Origin of the sequence: Marinomonas mediterranea MMB-1, assembly GCF_000192865.1 — a bacterium.
GTDB classification, from domain to species: domain Bacteria; phylum Pseudomonadota; class Gammaproteobacteria; order Pseudomonadales; family Marinomonadaceae; genus Marinomonas; species Marinomonas mediterranea.
The window spans coordinates 2335326-2350663 of record NC_015276.1 but is presented as its reverse complement, the minus strand read 5'-3'; the positions used below and the strand labels follow the sequence as shown (position 1 = coordinate 2350663).

General features: G+C 45.3%; 16 protein-coding genes. 7 read left to right on the top strand and 9 right to left on the bottom strand.

The features are described 5' to 3' along the window. Positions 1-4: 4 nt before the first annotated feature. Entirely contained in the window at positions 5-2461 is a 2457-nt protein-coding gene (locus tag MARME_RS10760; protein ID WP_013661290.1) for an ABC transporter permease, read from the bottom strand. 1 nt (position 2462) lies between these two features. Then, positions 2463-3140, bottom strand: coding sequence for an ABC transporter ATP-binding protein (locus tag MARME_RS10755; RefSeq protein WP_013661289.1), 678 nt, complete (start codon positions 3138-3140; stop codon positions 2463-2465). A gap of 29 nt (positions 3141-3169) precedes the next feature. Here MARME_RS10755 and MARME_RS10750 point away from each other — a divergent pair, with 29 nt between their 5' ends. From MARME_RS10750 to MARME_RS10725, 6 genes are all read left to right on the top strand, one after another. Beyond that, a complete protein-coding gene (locus tag MARME_RS10750) occupies positions 3170-3820 on the top strand; it encodes an arylesterase (protein ID WP_013661288.1) in 651 nt (216 codons plus the stop codon). 9 nt (positions 3821-3829) lie between these two features. Then, positions 3830-4765 (top strand): D-2-hydroxyacid dehydrogenase, encoded by a 936-nt coding sequence (locus MARME_RS10745; protein ID WP_013661287.1) that lies wholly within the window; start codon positions 3830-3832, stop codon positions 4763-4765. After that, complete coding sequence (locus MARME_RS10740; RefSeq protein WP_013661286.1) at positions 4766-5518, top strand: pseudouridine synthase; 753 nt, start codon at positions 4766-4768, stop codon at positions 5516-5518. 15 nt (positions 5519-5533) lie between these two features. Then, complete coding sequence (gene yciH, locus MARME_RS10735) at positions 5534-5878, top strand: stress response translation initiation inhibitor YciH (protein ID WP_013661285.1); 345 nt, start codon at positions 5534-5536, stop codon at positions 5876-5878. A gap of 161 nt (positions 5879-6039) precedes the next feature. Then, positions 6040-7044, top strand: a complete 1005-nt coding sequence (locus MARME_RS10730; RefSeq protein WP_013661284.1) for a GGDEF domain-containing protein — start codon at positions 6040-6042, stop codon at positions 7042-7044. A 21-nt stretch (positions 7045-7065) separates the two neighbouring features. Then, complete coding sequence (locus tag MARME_RS10725) at positions 7066-7527, top strand: acyl-CoA thioesterase (RefSeq protein ID WP_013661283.1); 462 nt, start codon at positions 7066-7068, stop codon at positions 7525-7527. Positions 7528-7569: 42 nt separating this feature from the next. Here the strand turns inward: MARME_RS10725 and MARME_RS10720 are convergent, their stop codons facing one another. From MARME_RS10720 to MARME_RS10705, 5 genes are read right to left on the bottom strand one after another with little or no spacing between them, the layout of a single operon-like run. After that, positions 7570-8412: a class II fructose-bisphosphate aldolase gene (locus MARME_RS10720; protein ID WP_013661282.1), complete on the bottom strand. Its 843-nt coding sequence runs from the start codon at positions 8410-8412 to the stop codon at positions 7570-7572. A 12-nt stretch (positions 8413-8424) separates the two neighbouring features. Further along, the gene (locus tag MARME_RS22695) at positions 8425-8796 is read right to left on the bottom strand and encodes a 5-deoxy-glucuronate isomerase (protein WP_263053299.1); all 372 of its coding nucleotides are present in this window, start codon (positions 8794-8796) and stop codon (positions 8425-8427) included. Between the two features lie 8 nt (positions 8797-8804). Next, positions 8805-9269 carry a 5-deoxy-glucuronate isomerase gene (locus MARME_RS22690; protein WP_263053298.1) on the bottom strand — a complete coding sequence of 155 codons (465 nt, stop codon included), beginning with the start codon at positions 9267-9269 and terminating at the stop codon, positions 8805-8807. A gap of 14 nt (positions 9270-9283) precedes the next feature. Continuing rightward, positions 9284-10297 (bottom strand): 5-dehydro-2-deoxygluconokinase, encoded by a 1014-nt coding sequence (gene iolC, locus MARME_RS10710; RefSeq protein WP_013661281.1) that lies wholly within the window; start codon positions 10295-10297, stop codon positions 9284-9286. Continuing rightward, complete coding sequence (locus MARME_RS10705) at positions 10290-11468, bottom strand: Gfo/Idh/MocA family protein (protein ID WP_013661280.1); 1179 nt, start codon at positions 11466-11468, stop codon at positions 10290-10292. Before MARME_RS10705 ends, iolC begins: the two co-directional genes overlap by 8 nt. A 258-nt stretch (positions 11469-11726) precedes the next feature. On the opposite strand from MARME_RS10705, the gene MARME_RS10700 reads away from it, so the two are divergent. Then, on the top strand, positions 11727-12755 hold the full coding sequence (locus MARME_RS10700) for a LacI family DNA-binding transcriptional regulator (RefSeq protein ID WP_013661279.1): 1029 nt from the start codon (positions 11727-11729) through the stop codon (positions 12753-12755). 104 nt (positions 12756-12859) lie between these two features. Here the strand turns inward: MARME_RS10700 and MARME_RS10695 are convergent, their stop codons facing one another. Together MARME_RS10695 and ygiD are read right to left on the bottom strand one after the other, a co-directional pair. Continuing rightward, complete coding sequence (locus MARME_RS10695) at positions 12860-14044, bottom strand: Gfo/Idh/MocA family protein (protein ID WP_013661278.1); 1185 nt, start codon at positions 14042-14044, stop codon at positions 12860-12862. A 310-nt stretch (positions 14045-14354) separates the two neighbouring features. Beyond that, the gene (gene ygiD, locus MARME_RS10690) at positions 14355-15218 is read right to left on the bottom strand and encodes a 4,5-DOPA-extradiol-dioxygenase (RefSeq protein WP_013661277.1); all 864 of its coding nucleotides are present in this window, start codon (positions 15216-15218) and stop codon (positions 14355-14357) included. Between the last annotated feature and the right edge of the window lie 120 nt (positions 15219-15338).

Sequence of the window (15338 nt, the reverse complement as noted above, 5' to 3'; positions counted from 1 at the left end):
TGTATTAAAAAGCTCGCAGTAATTTTATCGGCGGCACTTTTAACACAGCTCGCGACGCAAATACACCTATAATAGTAACAATTATAGTGCCAACGATCGGGCCGAGTATCCAAATTAGTGGGTGCAAGGTAACATCCTGTTTGAAAAGAACAATCTGAAGAGCCATCAAACTCAGCTCGGCGGCGAGAGAAGCGATGCAGCCTGCAAAGAAGCCAAGTGCGCCAAATTCAACCAATAGCGCCTGACGTACCAGTTTTTTATTTGCACCAAGAGTACGCAAGATAGCGCCTTCTTCGAGACGTTCATCCAACGTCACTCTTATACTTGCAACCAATACGAGACCACCAGCACTCAAAATAAAAAACAACACCAACTGTAATGCATTGGAAAGTTGATTAACGATGGTTTGAATCTGCTTTAACAAGTCACCAACGTTTAACATTGAGACCGTCGGGTAGTCCGCCATGCCTTTATAAAACTCTGGTGCGTCTGACTGAGTTAAAAATACGCTGCTTACGAAATTCGCAGGGAACTGTGATAACGCCGCCTTTGGCAATATAATATAAAAGTTCGGTTGCATACTCCCCCAATCCACCTCTCTAATCGAGGTAACTGGGTAAGTAAGCTTTATACCACCGATGTCCAACGTCAGCTCATCGCCAAGTCCGACATTGACCTCTTTGGCAACCTCTGATTCGATCGAAATTCCACCAGCGTCAAATCGACCAGATATAACACGACTGCCTGCGCCTGAACTGTTGGCCCATGTTAAATTGATCTCTCTATCCACCAAATCTGGTTCATCCGCTCTGCGAGGATACAGATCACTTACGGCTTCTCCTTTTATTTCAATTACACGACCGCGAACCATTGGATACCAATCAGAGATCGGAATGTCATTGTCGGTCGCTAGCTTGGTGATACCATCCACTTGATCACTCAGTACATTAAACAGATAGTGGTTTGGCGTATTCTCTGGCAGTTGTTTTTGCCAATCGCTTATTAGATTGGCCTGAATACCATACAAAATTAGCCCGAGCATAAGTATGACGGTAAACACTAACAGCTGAAAAAGGTTGCTTAGCAATCGCCTATAGAGTGATGCTAATCCAATTTGCCAGCCAGTCGTAGCTCCCTTAGTCTGAGCTCGACCAAAACGGAATAAGCAATAACCTAAGCCACCAATTACAAGGGCGATCACCACAATGCTTAAAAACATGATGGTGGGTAACGCAATCCCTCCTGTATAGATGAACATCAATGCGTACATCCCCACTAACCCCGCAACATAAATTGCCAAAGCATTCGCTTGAAAAGGGGCAGAAGGATTTAGTACAGACAAAGGACTAACTTGAATAAGTCTGGCCATTAATGGAACACAAAAAGCAATCAAGGAAACAAAACCCGTCGCGACGCCGAGCCATAGCTTGCCAAAATCGGGGGCGGGTAATTCGATTGACATAAGGTCTTGGAGCAACAACCCAATGACAAACTGGATAAGAAACCCGAGCAATAGACCGATGGCCGCGCCGATAAAAAACAACACACCTAACTGATAAACAGTAATCTTGGTCAGTCGTTTTGGCGTCGCTCCCATGGTCTTCATAACCGCAAATTGTATTAAATGCCGTTTTACATAACGAGATGAGGCCAACGCCATAGCAACTCCTGAAAGCGCCACAGCAAGTGTGCCCGCTAAAAGAAGAAATGATTCCGCACGAGAAATGGTTTCACCGATACGTTCCCCTCTTTGCTTGGGCGTTCTAAGCCTAATACCATCCGTTAGTTTAGGCTTGAGCCATTCATCAAACCCTTGCAGTTCATCCTGCTCGCCAGATAACAGCAAATGGTAGCGAACACGGGAACCAGGAATAATTACTTCCGTCTTTTCGAGGTCATCAATGTTTATTACCGCTCTTGGTGCGATCGAAAAAACAGACCCCGTGCTCCCAGGATCTCTAACTAAGTATCGTGTAATAGCGAACGACGCCTCTCCAACGTCTACCGTATCCCCTATAGAAACATTAAGAAGGCTCGCTAATCGAGAAGACAGCCAAATTTCACCTGATTTAGGGCCGGAGGTGGTTTTTACGCCAGTACCAAACAGTTCAGTGTCTGCAAGATATGCATCACGTAAGGGATACGCCGAACTTACCGAACTGATTTGACCCAGTTGTAGCCCTGAATCCGAAAATACCATAGATGAAAATGAAACTCGGTTTGCTGTGTTTAGACCATCATTAGAGGCTTTTTGTTGCCATTGAAAAGGAATGGGATCGTCGCTACTAATCACTCTGTCTGCAGCGAGCAAATTAGCTGCACCAAGCTCAAACGATTTCTGCAAACGGTCAACAAAGAAACCGATCCCCGTGACGGTGCCCACGGACAGGACAAGCGCAATAATGAGAGTCATGACGTCGCCCGTCTTAAACTCCCGTTTTAGCATTTTCCACGCTAACATATTACGACCCCTTTAATTCGCCAGCGTCGATCTCTACAAATCGATCACAACGTTCGGCCAGTTTTGAATCATGAGTCACCATGATCAGGGTTGTCCCCTTGTCTTTGTTCAAAGAGAACAATAAGTCGGAAACCAAAACGCCATTTTTGCTGTCCAAGTTTCCAGTCGGCTCGTCTGCAAATAGAATCTTTGCATTTGAGGCGAAGGCACGCGCAATTGCAACCCGTTGCTGCTCACCGCCTGAAAGTTGCCTAGGGTAATGATTAAGACGGTGGTCTAACCCGACTTTGGTTAGAAGCTCAATCGCAGCATCGCGCGCTGAAGGGTCACCTTTAAGCTCTGCTGGGAGCATGACGTTTTCCAACGCAGACAAACTTGGAAGCAAATGAAATGACTGAAAAACAAACCCAACATACTGTGATCGCAAGTCAGCACGCGCTTCTTCGTCTAATGAACTTAGCGCATGGCCCTGTAGATAAATTTCGCCGCTGGTGTGACGGTCTAAACCCGCTATCAAGCCAAGTAATGTTGATTTGCCTGAACCGGAGGCACCAACAATGGCAACACTTTCGCCTTGCTTGATTTCAAGGTTAATTCCTTTCAGTATGGTAAGCGGCCCTTCCGACGTGTTTACTGTATGGCCGAGATTTTGAGTTGTCAGCGCTTCCGACTTTGTCATTCGTCAAGCATCCTTAAAATAGGTATAAAATGAATTACTTACGTACATTACTTATAACGACCACAATACTACTCGCAAGTTTCCATCTCAACGCTCAAAGTGTTTCTAAGGTGCCACTTAACGAAATTGACGGCACCCTATTGATCATGGGAGACAGCTTAAGTGCAGCATATAATTTGTCAGTCGAACAAGGATGGGTGGCCTTAATGACAAAAGAGTTAAAGCCTAAAGCGCCCAACCTAAGTGTAATAAACGCAAGCGTTAGTGGAGAGACTACGCAAGGCGGGCTCGCTCGGTTCTCTTCTTTGCTTAATATGCATAAGCCAAAATGGGTGTTCATTGAACTGGGGGCAAACGATGGTCTGCGAGGCTATCCCTTAAACAAGGCGGCAGATAACCTTAAAAAAATGATCAAAATGACACGTGATTCGGGTGCCAAGCCTTTGTTAGTGGGCAACCATCTACCGAGTAATTATGGCAAACGATATACGCGTGTTTTTTTCAACATGTACAAGAACTTAGCAGAAGAAGAAAGCATTGCCTATGTCCCCTTCATGTTGGAAAATGTCGCTTTGAATGAACGTCTAATGCTAAATGATGGCTTACACCCGAATGCCAAAGGGCAAGAGGTTGTTTTAACAAACCTTAAGCCATTTATTATCGAGCTTATAAGTAATTAGGGAATAAACATGAAAGCCGTATTTTTAGACCGAGGATCGTTTCCCTCGCACATCGATATTCGAATGCCTGAGGGTATTGAGCTCATCAACTATCACAACACATCAGAAGCCGACGTTGCAGAACGAATTGTCGATGCTGACATCGTACTTACCAACAAAGTGCCGCTTAAGAAAGAGGCGATCGAGCGAGCGACAAAACTGAAATTAGTGCAAGTAATGGCAACAGGCACAAACAACGTCGACAGCGAGTTCTGCCAACAAGCAAATATCGCTGTTCAAAATGTTGAGGGATATTCGACCGTCAGCGTCCCAGAACATACCTTCTCGTTAATGCTCGCGCTGCGACGCAACCTATTCCAATACATTGACGACGTAAAAAAAGGCAAATGGGGCCGTTCCGAGTTCTTTTGCTTTATGGATTACCCTATCAAGGATCTAGCTGGCAGTCGCATCGCGATTTATGGCAGCGGTGCCTTGGGAACGCAAGTCTCAGTGATTGCAAAGGCGTTCGGTATGGAACCGTGTTTTGTAGAACGTAAAAACGCACCTCATGTGAGAGATGGCTACATCGCCTTTGAGGAAGCGATCACCACAGCAGACATTCATACTTTCCACTGCCCCTTAACACCAGAAAACAAAAATACCATCAGTGATTCTGAGTTTGACGCTATGAAACCCTCTGCACTGCTCATTAATACCGGTCGCGGCGGCCTAATTGATGAAGAAGCATTGATTCGTGCGTTAGAAAAAAATAAAATCGCTGGCGCTGCGTTTGACGTCGCCACAATAGAGCCGATGCCGAAAACACACCCATTAAATACGTTGCAAGACTTCCCTAATTTCCTACTCACGCCTCATATCGCGTGGGCCAGTGATGGAGCAATGCAAAAGCTTGTTTCTATTGCGGTTAGCCGAATCTCCAACTTCATCGAGACATCTCAGTAAGTGTTAGAAATATTATATCAAGATGATTTCCTAGTCGCCGTTAACAAACCAAGCGGATTGTTAGTGCATCGCACAGAATTAGCGAGAGGGGAAATGGAAGCCGCTGTTCAACTCCTTAGAGATCAGATTGGTCAGCGCGTCTATCCAGTGCATCGCTTAGACAGAGGCACCAGCGGTGTTCTTCTCATGACGCTAGACTCTGAAAGCGCATCGCAGCTAGGTGAGCAGTTCATGAATAGAGAGGTAAAGAAAGAATATTCTACCCTTGTTCGTGGCCATATTCATGATTCTGGCTCTATTGACTACCCGCTCGCCAAACTCAACGAAGAAAAAGGTCGTTCTCGATTTAAAATTGAAGGGACAGAACAGGAGTGTGTGAGTCACTATGAGTTAATCGAAAAATATACCGTGCCGATCCCTGTTAGCAAATACCCGTCCACACGGCTTTCGCATATTAAAGTTAGGCCTGAACAAGGGCGAAAACATCAGATCAGACGCCATTTTAAACATGTGTTCCACCCTTTAATTGGTGACACACGATACGGGTGTCGGCATTGTAACCATGTTTTTAGAGAAACATATAACCCTGATTTAAGGCTTATGCTTCACTCTGCCTCGCTGACCGTTACACACCCGAAAAGTGGGGATAACCTAACGATAACGTCTGATAATCGAGGCGTATTCGACGATTTTTTAGCCTTTATTGAGCCTTACGCCTTAAAGCATTCTGATATAGCGCAAGACAGTAATTAGAGTTGGAGTAAAAGAATGGCCAAAAAGCGCCTTGTATACAGCACAGACCAAGGGCAACTGTGCCCAGATTGCCGCGAACCGGAAGATGATTGCACCTGCAACCAAGGGCAACTTATCGGCGATGGCAACATCAAAGTCATGCTAGAAACCAAAGGACGTAAAGGAAAAGGCGTCACTCTGGTATCTGGATTCGCTCTTTCATTAGAAGAAACAAAAGATATCGCAAAAAAGCTAAAAGCTACTTGCGGTTCCGGTGGATCTGTGAAGAATAATGCCATTGAAATTCAAGGTGACCATCGAGATAAGGTCATGGAGTTTCTAAAGAAAAATAATTTTAAAGCAAAGCGCGTTGGTGGCTAGTCACTAAAGCGCTAACAGCAAATACCAATACATAAAAAAACGTCAGACGAAGGATCTCAATTATTAGAACAGGGACGAAGCCTTAAGCGCATTTTTGAAACACGCAGTGATGTGTAACCGATCCAAATTGGCTCGAAGTACACTGCGATAAAGAGGCAGTAATGCAAGACGAAGGTCTTAAAGAAGCGAATGAAATATTGCGTAAGGCTGTCCCCCTTATGCAGCGACTGAACATCGCCCCTACACCCTACAACTATGGTGTGTGTTACGAGTATTCCTCTAATCGCACTCCCAAGCTAAACAAACTAATGGATGCGACCATTAGAACGCTTGGCGGTGTGCCTGATTACTTAACCAAAGAACTTTTTCACCAGTTTGTAATTGATGACTCACAGTTTAACAACGAGCATCAAGACAAAATTGAAGCGCTTATTGAAGCGTCTCAAAAAGGCTCCAAAGAAATGCAAAGCTCCCTCGATGAGCTAGATGACGTACTTAAAAAAAGTAAACGTGTATTGGATCGAGCCGATCGCCAAAAGCACGTTGAAAAGGTGTTGACCTATTTAGAAAAAGGCACCCAAAAAGCGATTCAAAGCACTGTTAAGTTTAACGAAAGTCTCAACGTCGTACGCTATGAAATAGACGCATTAAAGAGCGAAATTGAAGCCCTTAAAAATAATGTCGAGTTAGACCCGCTCACTCAGCATTATAATCAAAAGGGACTTGAACGTTACATGTACACTTGGAAACAAGGCGCAGAAGACGATTTGTCACTAATGCTCATTGACATAGATCGACTTCAAGGGATTATTAAACAGCATGGTCGACGTGCAGGAACGTCTTTAATTCGTTATCTCGGCAAACTGATAAAAGACGCTAACGTACAAAACAGTGTGTTGGCGCGCGTAGAGGGTGGTACCTACGCCCTATTGGTTAACGAACTGGAACTGTCACAAGCGACAGGATTAGCAGAGCAATTGCGCGAAAAAATGTCGTTGCAAAAGATTCGCTATAAAGACACCAAGAAAGAAATGACGCGACTCACGGTTTCCATCGGCGTTGCCACCTTAATCGGTGATGAGAGCGTATCTAGTTTGCTAGCCCGTACGCGAGTGTATTTGGAAAACGCAAAACACCGAGGCCGAAATCGGATCTCTTCGAATTAGGGACAGATATTTAATATTGCTATGACTCAACAAATACCAGAAAGCTCAGCCGCTGCTCAGAAAAACACGCTCGTCGACGCGATACATACTATTGATATTCAAGTTCGAGACTACGAATGCGACATGCAAGGTATTGTCAATAATGCTGTCTATCAAAACTATCTTGAACACGCCCGACATGAGTTTATAAAAACAAAAGGTTTAGATTTTGCTGAAATAACCTCTCGCGGTATTCATCTTGTCGTCATCAAAGCAGAAATTGAGTATAAAGCCTCGTTACGCAGCGGTATGGTGGCTCGTGTTAGTACTCAAGGAAAGCGATTGTCCAAGTTTAAAGCGGTGTTTGAACAAACGATTATGATTGATCACCCTGACAAAGAAGAGCCAGCGAAAATATGCACGCTTGCTCAAATCTACATTGCTTCTATTAGCGACAACGGCAAGCCTGTACGCTGCCCTGAAATGGATCAACTGTTTGCTTGATCCATTTCCCCTTAATCTCCCGCGCCTCTAATCTCAGCAGCTCTAATACGAAGCGGCGCTCATTAAGCCAATAATGCGTTTCGCCTCTGCTTCTACGTACGACATTGCCTTGGTCATAAAATACAGTTTATCGAACTTGTCTGGTTCTTCGTTCATCAAGCGCCTTAAATTGTGACCCATCACTTGGCGCAAAGAAGTACCAACGTTGAACTTTGAAATTCGTCCTGCCTTCAATCTTGTAATGTCTTCTTCACGTATCCCTGTTGTACCGTGAATGACCAATGGAATATTGGGTGCTTCACGAGTAATGTCATTTAACAAAGCGTAATCAATCACAGAGTTAGGAAAATTGAGCCTATGGACATTGCCTATTGCGATTGCCATCGCATCCACGCCACTTTCTTCTGCAAAACGCTTCGCTTCTATTGGATCGGTCTTTACGGATTGAATGTGATCCCGTCCTTCATGGTACGCAACCGAACCAATCTCTCCTTCAACGCTTACTTCTAAAGCATGAGCAACGTCTACAACGTTTTTTGTACGACGAATATTATCCTCTAACGCGCACTGAGAGCCGTCAAACATGACGGAGGTGAAACCGCAGTGCATCGCCTTAAAAATCGTTTCTTCTTCGTACGTGTGATCGAGATGAACGCAAATTGGCACTTTGCTCAACTCCGCTAAGTTAACCAACATATTTGCAACCGCCTTCACGCCCATAAACTCAACCATATCCTTGTTCGCAGCAAGAATAACGGGGGCCGAAAGCGATTCTGCGGCCGACACGATTGCCTTACCTTCTTCAAACCCAAATACATTAAAGCACGGTATTGCATATTGACCATTGGCAGCAGCAGGAAGCAACTCATTTAAATTGACTAACATCGCAGCACCACGCTATTTGAATTTTTTAATCATGTCTTTTATTCCAGGGATCGTATGCACCTGATATTCATGGTGCGGATCGAAATATTGGATAAGGGACTTTGAGGATTCACCCACGATAATGGTGAAGTAATACATCTCGTAACCAGGGGCAGCGACACAAGGGTGATACCCTTTATCAATCGCAATGACACTAAGGTTTTTGATGTGATAGACAGGGCCATTATCGTCCTCATGTTCATAGAGAAACTGAGCGCCGAAGCCCTGATCTGGGTTGAACCTGAATTGATACACTTCTTCGAAACGTGTTTCAACATCACCGCGTTCGGTATCGTGCTTATGGGCTGGGAAACCAGACCACCCTCCTGCACCAACCGTAAACAACTCACTGACTAAAAGACGGCCACGCTGTGGGGCATTTTTTGTCCCAATATGTGCTTTATCTTACGATGTGTTTTTGTCTCATCGCTACCATACTGAACATGATCAGTATCCTCAGGCCGTATTTCAAATGACTCTAAAGCCGTCTCATAGCGCCCGCCTGCAATCATAATGTCGGCTTCGTCAGATACACACGTAATGAAAACATCAGCTCCAACTGGCGCATACACAGCAGATGGATCACCAGACCACACATTTTCTCGGATGCCAACATGCTCATATCGTTTTTGATTGACTGTGATATTGCACGTTCCGCCCGCCAGTACAATCGCCGATTCGTAATGTGATAATTGATAGCGGTGGGTCTCGCCTCGTTTTAAAATCACTGAATTAAAATACACGCAGGGCGTCGTATCGTCGTCAACATCGATTATTGGCGTATTCTTATTGTCATAGGCTGGAATGTGTTTACCCATCTTTAACTCCCCCCTTATTTGAATTTGGTCTGTTCATTACGCGCCATGAAAGACAACAATTCCGTTAACGACAGCATTGCTTCAGTACAGGAGTCACGGGAGACATTAATCGCTGCCGCAGCCGAGCCTCTGCGAATACACGTCTCAATGTCTAACCCTTTAATCAGTCCATGTATAAGCGTCCCAGCGAATGCGTCGCCTGCTCCAAACGGCTTTTTGACCGATACGGGATAAATCCCCTGTTTAAGGCACCTCCCATCCTTCGTAAACGCCTGCGAGCCATCTTCTCCTCGTTTAACGATAATCAGTTCTGCAACCCCTTGAAAATACGGCTTCAAAAAAGCCTCTAGTTTATTAGGTTGCATGTCGTATTCGAGTGAGGCGTGCGTGCTAAGAATATTGATTTCTTCAAGGTTACCAATAATGACATTTGAAGCGCGTGCTGCGATTTGATAATACAGCGAGGCCTCTTGCTCCGAGGCCCAAGAATAGGCTCTGTAATCTAGATCTAAAACGACGAATGTATTTACTGAGCGAGCATGCTCAATTGCAAGCAAGGTCGCCTCTCTTGACGGGCTTTTAGATAAAGCGGTGCCTGACACTAAAAGTATTTTTGCTTGAGCGATGTGATCCAGTTGAATGTCATCCATAGAAAGCTGAAGGTCAGCGGCCCGATTGCGATAAAGCACCACTTCCCCCTCGGTTGGTTTCATTTCAGTAATCGCAAGACTTGTACGAGCGCCTGAGGCGTCGAAGCGTACGGCTTTGATATCGATGCCTTGCTGATTTAAATAATCGACTACGTAACGCCCAAGCCCGTCGTTTGAGACAACGCTGATGATGGCCGCTCGTCCACCCAACCTCGCAAGTGATACAGCGATATTCGCGGGTGAACCGCCCACAAACTTTTTAAAACTCGCGACTTCGGTTATATCCGTATTTTCTTCTGCCGCATATAAATCAACGCCGGCACGCCCTAGACACAATACATCGATAGATCTGCCGTGTTCGATAGAAAGATCATTCACGATACGCCACCCACTTTTCGTCGTTATCCGCAGACTCGACGCAACGCTCTAGCCATCGAACACCTTCTATTCCAGCGTCGACATCTGGGAACCAAGTTGCGTTCACAGTTTGCCAATCGTTTGCGTTGGCGGCGTTTATAACAACTGCAAAACGAGCGTAGACATTCGCCCATGATTCAAAGAAACCTTCGGCATGGCCTGCACCGATACGATCACTACTTATCGCGTCGTCATGCGAGTCAAGGTACCCCATGCCTCGTTCTAACACTTGAGAGGGTTTGCCCTGCTCCTCGTAGATAAGTTGATTAGGGCGCTCATCCCACCATTCAATACTGGCTTTTTCACCGACTACCCGTATTTTCTGCTGATGCATTGACCCAGCATTGACTGCGCTAGCCCAAAGCATTCCTACTGCACCATTTTCGAAATGCATCATAACGTGAGCGTTGTCTTCTAACGGAGCACGAGATTTAACAAAGCTTTGCCGCGAGCAACACAGTTTTTTTACTGCAAGTCCCGTGATTAATTGACCAAGATAAAACGCGTGAGTGCCTATATCACCCAGTACATAGGTAGGCCCTGATATGTTTGGGTTCATTCGCCATTTTGCACCTGGGTCATTCAATTCGACTTCTTGACTATGGAACCCGTGAGCGAATTGCATGTTGATAACACGAATCTCCCCCAACAGATTGTTCTGCACTAGCGAGCGCGCTTGGTGCACCATCTGAAAGCCTGAATAACCGTACATCACCCCCAAGATCAGGCCGTGATCTTTTGCAATCGCTTTAAGTTCTTCTGCCTCTTTAAGCGTAAAAGTAACGGGCTTTTCACAGACGACGTGTATCCCTGCTAACAAAGCGCATTTAGTTATCTCATAATGAGTCGAGTTTGGTGTCGCTATCGATACAACGTTAATTCCATCGTCTCGCTTAGATTCTAGCGCGAACATCGTTTGATAATTGTCGTAGCAACGTTCAGGCAATACACCAAGCTTTACACCAAATTCTCGACCTCGTTGCGGATCTATATCAAACGCCCCAGCGACCAATCTAAATAGACCATCGCGCGTCGCACCGCACCGATGAGCGTACCCTATTTGGCTGCCTTTACCACCTCCCACCATTGCCCACCGTAAGGTTGGCAATTCGCGTACTTTGTCATCAAACATGACTCACCCCCTAAACAACAGAAGAGACCAATAGGCATTGGAAAAATACGACGAGGTAACTCTTGCCTGAGCATGGTTTGTTAGCGCGTTAGACCACATCGTGCTTCTCTTATTCTTATTAGACACTCAATTGAGATTAGTCAGCTTTCACAGGATTGCAAGCGCTTGCAATTCATCGATTTTGCTCATATTGTTTAATCGAATAATGAATTTTTCATTAGAGTCGTCACCCTTGTCTTTAAACGTAGAATACACAATATGCCCAATTCCACTGATAGGCCTATCACGCAAAAAGACGTCGCAGAGCTGGCCGGAGTGTCTCTTTCCGCGGTATCGAGAACCTTCACTTCCGGTGCAAGCGTGTCTCCCGCAACAAGACAAAAAGTGCTTATTGCCGCCAAGGCGTTAGGCTACAAAACCAATATCCTCGCTCAATCATTAATGACGAATCGAACTCGCTTGATTGGCGTTATCTCAAGTAACTTCGAAAACCCCATGTTTACAGAGGTGTTGGACCAATTGACCAAAGCCCTCCAATACCGCGGCTATCGAACTATGGTGGAGAATGTAAGCGCCGGCTCTAAGCCAGAAGACGTATTAGAGCAGCTCTTGCAATATCGAGTCGATGGCGTGCTGTTTCTCTCTTCCGTTCTACCAACCTCTTTTGCGCAAGCTTGTAGCGCGGCGAACTTACCTGCGACTATCCTGTTTGGTCGTACCGAGCAAGACTATCGCCACAAGGAACAATCCATTAACGTCATCACTGCCGACAATGTTAATGGCGCAAAAATGGGAGCGGAGCTATTAATTGAAAAAGGCTATCGAAACATTGGGTTCTTAGGGGGGCCGGAAGAGGCAACGACAACACGGGATCGAAAGCAAAGCATTGTCGAGACATTAAACAAACATCAACTAACACTCGTCGCTGAACAGCATTGCGATGCGTATACCTACGACGCTGCGCTCACTAAATCAAAAGAAATGCTAGCAGCCTACCCCGATCTGGATGCGGTATTTTGTGGCGACGATGTATTGGCGATTGCGGTGTTAGACACCCTACGCGAACTTGGCGTTGACTGCCCTAATCAAGTGGGCGTATTGGGTTTTAACGATATGGCCATTTCTACGTGGGGCGCTTACCAATTAACCACGATTAGACAGCCTGCAAAGGCCATGGTCGAAGCCGCTATCGAGCTGACACTTCGTCAGATTGAAGAGCCAACTTCGCCATGTGAATACAAAATACTGCCTTGCGAAACTGTAATCCGCCGTACAATTAGGCCGTAGACATTCTGCGGATGAAGCGGCTCTTAAATCAGAGAGATTTTTGATATAACGCCATTCGATAGATAGCTTTTGGCTTTCTTTGAACTAAAGACAACTAAAGATAACTAGAGATCATCTTGGGCAGCAGGAATGGCTACCCACGAGCCATTTTGTTGATGCGAACGCAGCGCCGCGTCAACAAACCTTACCCCTTGAGCGCCCTCTTCAATTGTCGGAAAAACACGCTTTTGTGAGCGCGGCTGCTTGCCATTCTCACGATCAACAATTGCTTCAGCGAGGTCGGTATATAAGTTTGCAAAAGCCTCTCGATAGCCTTCTGGGTGTCCAACGGCGATACGAGAGACTTTCTTGGCAGCTTCGTGTAACCCTTTGCCACCCTTTTGCAATACTTGAGTCGGTTCATCTAGCCAACGAACAATTAATTGATTAGGTTGCTCTTGATGCCACTCTATACCGCCTTTTTCGCCAAACACACGTAAATACAAACCATGATCCGCACCTGCCGCAGACTGTGTTATGACAAAGGACCCGCGAGCACCATTCGCATAACGCATCAAAATTCCAGTATAATCGTCCGCTGCGCGGTCTGGCACCAACGTCGCAATGTCGGCGCAAATTTCGGACGGTTCCCGCCCAACAACAAAGGCAGCTAAGTGATAACAATGAGTTCCAATGTCACCCAAAATTAAAGATGGGCCGACCATATCCGGCTTCATATGCCAGTTGCTTTGCTCTAACTCACCTTGCGTCAACGCCGCTAAATGGCCTTGGACATATTCGCTTTGTACCATGCGTATTTCACCCAGCTCACCGGCTTGAATCATTGCTTGAGCCTGTCTAATCATAGGGTAACCACTATAAGCAAACGCAATACAGCACTCTCTTTGATGTTTTCTAACGGCGTTCACCAAACTTAGCGCTTCGTCTACCTTATTTGTCAGCGGCTTTTCACACATCACATGAAAACCGAGCTCTAATGCGCGATTCACCAAGTCAAAGTGACTATTATTCGGCGTCATAATCGCGATAACATCCGCTTTATCTTTTAGCGTCACTTCGGTTTCAAATAACGCCTCTGCGGACGCGTAACCACGGGGAATGCCGATGTCCTTCGCATATTGCACACTCTTAATTGGATCGGATGAGAGAACCGAGGCGACGACCTCATAATGCTCTTCAAGCAAAGCCGCACCTCGATGAACCGTACCTATAAATGAGCTTGGCCCACCGCCGATCACGGCTAATCGTAACTTTCTTCCTTGTGATGCAATCACAGGGTTATGCAGCATACAGTCTTCCTTTTATCGTTATTTTTAGATTAAAAACCGCGTCTCTATTTCTCAGAAAGATTTAACACCTCTTTCTCAGAAAGCGCTAACGTCTGATTCTTAGAGTGTTACTTAATTAGGGCGTCTTCAGAAGATTTTTTGTAACGGTAACTAACAAGTTAAGGCTATAGTCCAGATTAAAGCAATGACGTGAAACAACAAGGAATTAAACAAAATTGCAGACGAACGCCTGCAATCACACAATGAGCGTGGCTAAACTGACGATGTATTCGTTTAGTGCAACGCGCTGCTACTTAACTAAAGCAGCTACTTAACTAAATAAGACAGAACGCATCGATATTGAGCCAGACTCAAACCCTTCATACGGAAAGCTAACTGTATCTGATTGCGTCGACGCTCCAAATGCATACAACAAAGGCACATAGTGCTCGATGGTTGGGTGAGACACATTCCACAGCGGATATTTAGTACGGTCTTGAGCCAACAGTTGCCCTAAATCTCTTTCTAATAACGCCTGCTTAATCAAGCCATCAAATTCGACCGACCAATCTGCATTTTTAGCATTAGGTGAGCGATTAATCATGCCTAAGTTGTGCACGATATTGCCACTACCAATAATCAGGATACCTTGATTCCTTAAGCTTTGTAGCGCGGCACCGACCTCTAAATGCTCAGACATCGTCAGTTTAGCGCTCATTGCTAACTGAATAACGGGAATATTCGCCTCAGGGTACAAATGATGCAACATGGTCCACGCACCATGATCTAGGCCTCGGTTCTTATCAATGTCGCCATCAAATTCGCTTAGTTGGGTTGCAAGTCGAGTGGCAAGACTTGGATCTCCATCACAGGGGTACGTCATTTGATATAGCGTCTTAGGGAAACCGCCAAAATCGTAAATAGTCGTCGGTTTTTCAGTTGCACTTAGCATTGTATTATTTGCAACCCAATGAGCAGATACGACAACAACCGCACGAGGCGTCGGTATTGTCTTACCAAGCTGATTAATATGTTGAGTAAACGCATTGTCTCGCAGAGCATTCATGGGTGACCCATGCCCTAAAAATAACACCGGCATACGCTCGCTGCTGCTTGCCAAAACACGCTGGGGATTCAATACACTGCTGGCCGCCGCAACGGCCAAGATAGACTTAACGAGATCTCTACGATTCATAAATGACTTAATAGTGGTTTAAACAGACTAATAAATAGAGCATTATTAACGATAAAAGTTCCCAAATAATGGACCAATTTATGTTCTTTTAGCTTATAACAAACCCACTTGAGTAGTAAT

Bases quoted from the DNA above. Each gene is read 5' to 3' on its own strand.
- MARME_RS10720 (WP_013661282.1), bottom strand. From the start codon at position 8,412: ATGTTAGTCAATTTAAATGAGTTGCTTCCTGCTGCTGCCAATGGTCAA.
- MARME_RS10695 (WP_013661278.1), bottom strand. From the start codon at position 14,044: ATGCTGCATAACCCTGTGATTGCATCACAAGGAAGAAAGTTACGATTA.
- MARME_RS10760 (WP_013661290.1), bottom strand. From the start codon at position 2,461: ATGTTAGCGTGGAAAATGCTAAAACGGGAGTTTAAGACGGGCGACGTC.
- MARME_RS10745 (WP_013661287.1), top strand. From the start codon at position 3,830: ATGAAAGCCGTATTTTTAGACCGAGGATCGTTTCCCTCGCACATCGAT.
- yciH (WP_013661285.1), top strand. From the start codon at position 5,534: ATGGCCAAAAAGCGCCTTGTATACAGCACAGACCAAGGGCAACTGTGC.
- MARME_RS22690 (WP_263053298.1), bottom strand. From the start codon at position 9,269: ATGGGTAAACACATTCCAGCCTATGACAATAAGAATACGCCAATAATC.
- MARME_RS10730 (WP_013661284.1), top strand. From the start codon at position 6,040: ATGCAAGACGAAGGTCTTAAAGAAGCGAATGAAATATTGCGTAAGGCT.
- ygiD (WP_013661277.1), bottom strand. From the start codon at position 15,218: ATGAATCGTAGAGATCTCGTTAAGTCTATCTTGGCCGTTGCGGCGGCC.
- MARME_RS10705 (WP_013661280.1), bottom strand. From the start codon at position 11,468: ATGTTTGATGACAAAGTACGCGAATTGCCAACCTTACGGTGGGCAATG.
- MARME_RS10750 (WP_013661288.1), top strand. From the start codon at position 3,170: ATGAATTACTTACGTACATTACTTATAACGACCACAATACTACTCGCA.
- MARME_RS10700 (WP_013661279.1), top strand. From the start codon at position 11,727: ATGCCCAATTCCACTGATAGGCCTATCACGCAAAAAGACGTCGCAGAG.
- MARME_RS10725 (WP_013661283.1), top strand. From the start codon at position 7,066: ATGACTCAACAAATACCAGAAAGCTCAGCCGCTGCTCAGAAAAACACG.
- MARME_RS10755 (WP_013661289.1), bottom strand. From the start codon at position 3,140: ATGACAAAGTCGGAAGCGCTGACAACTCAAAATCTCGGCCATACAGTA.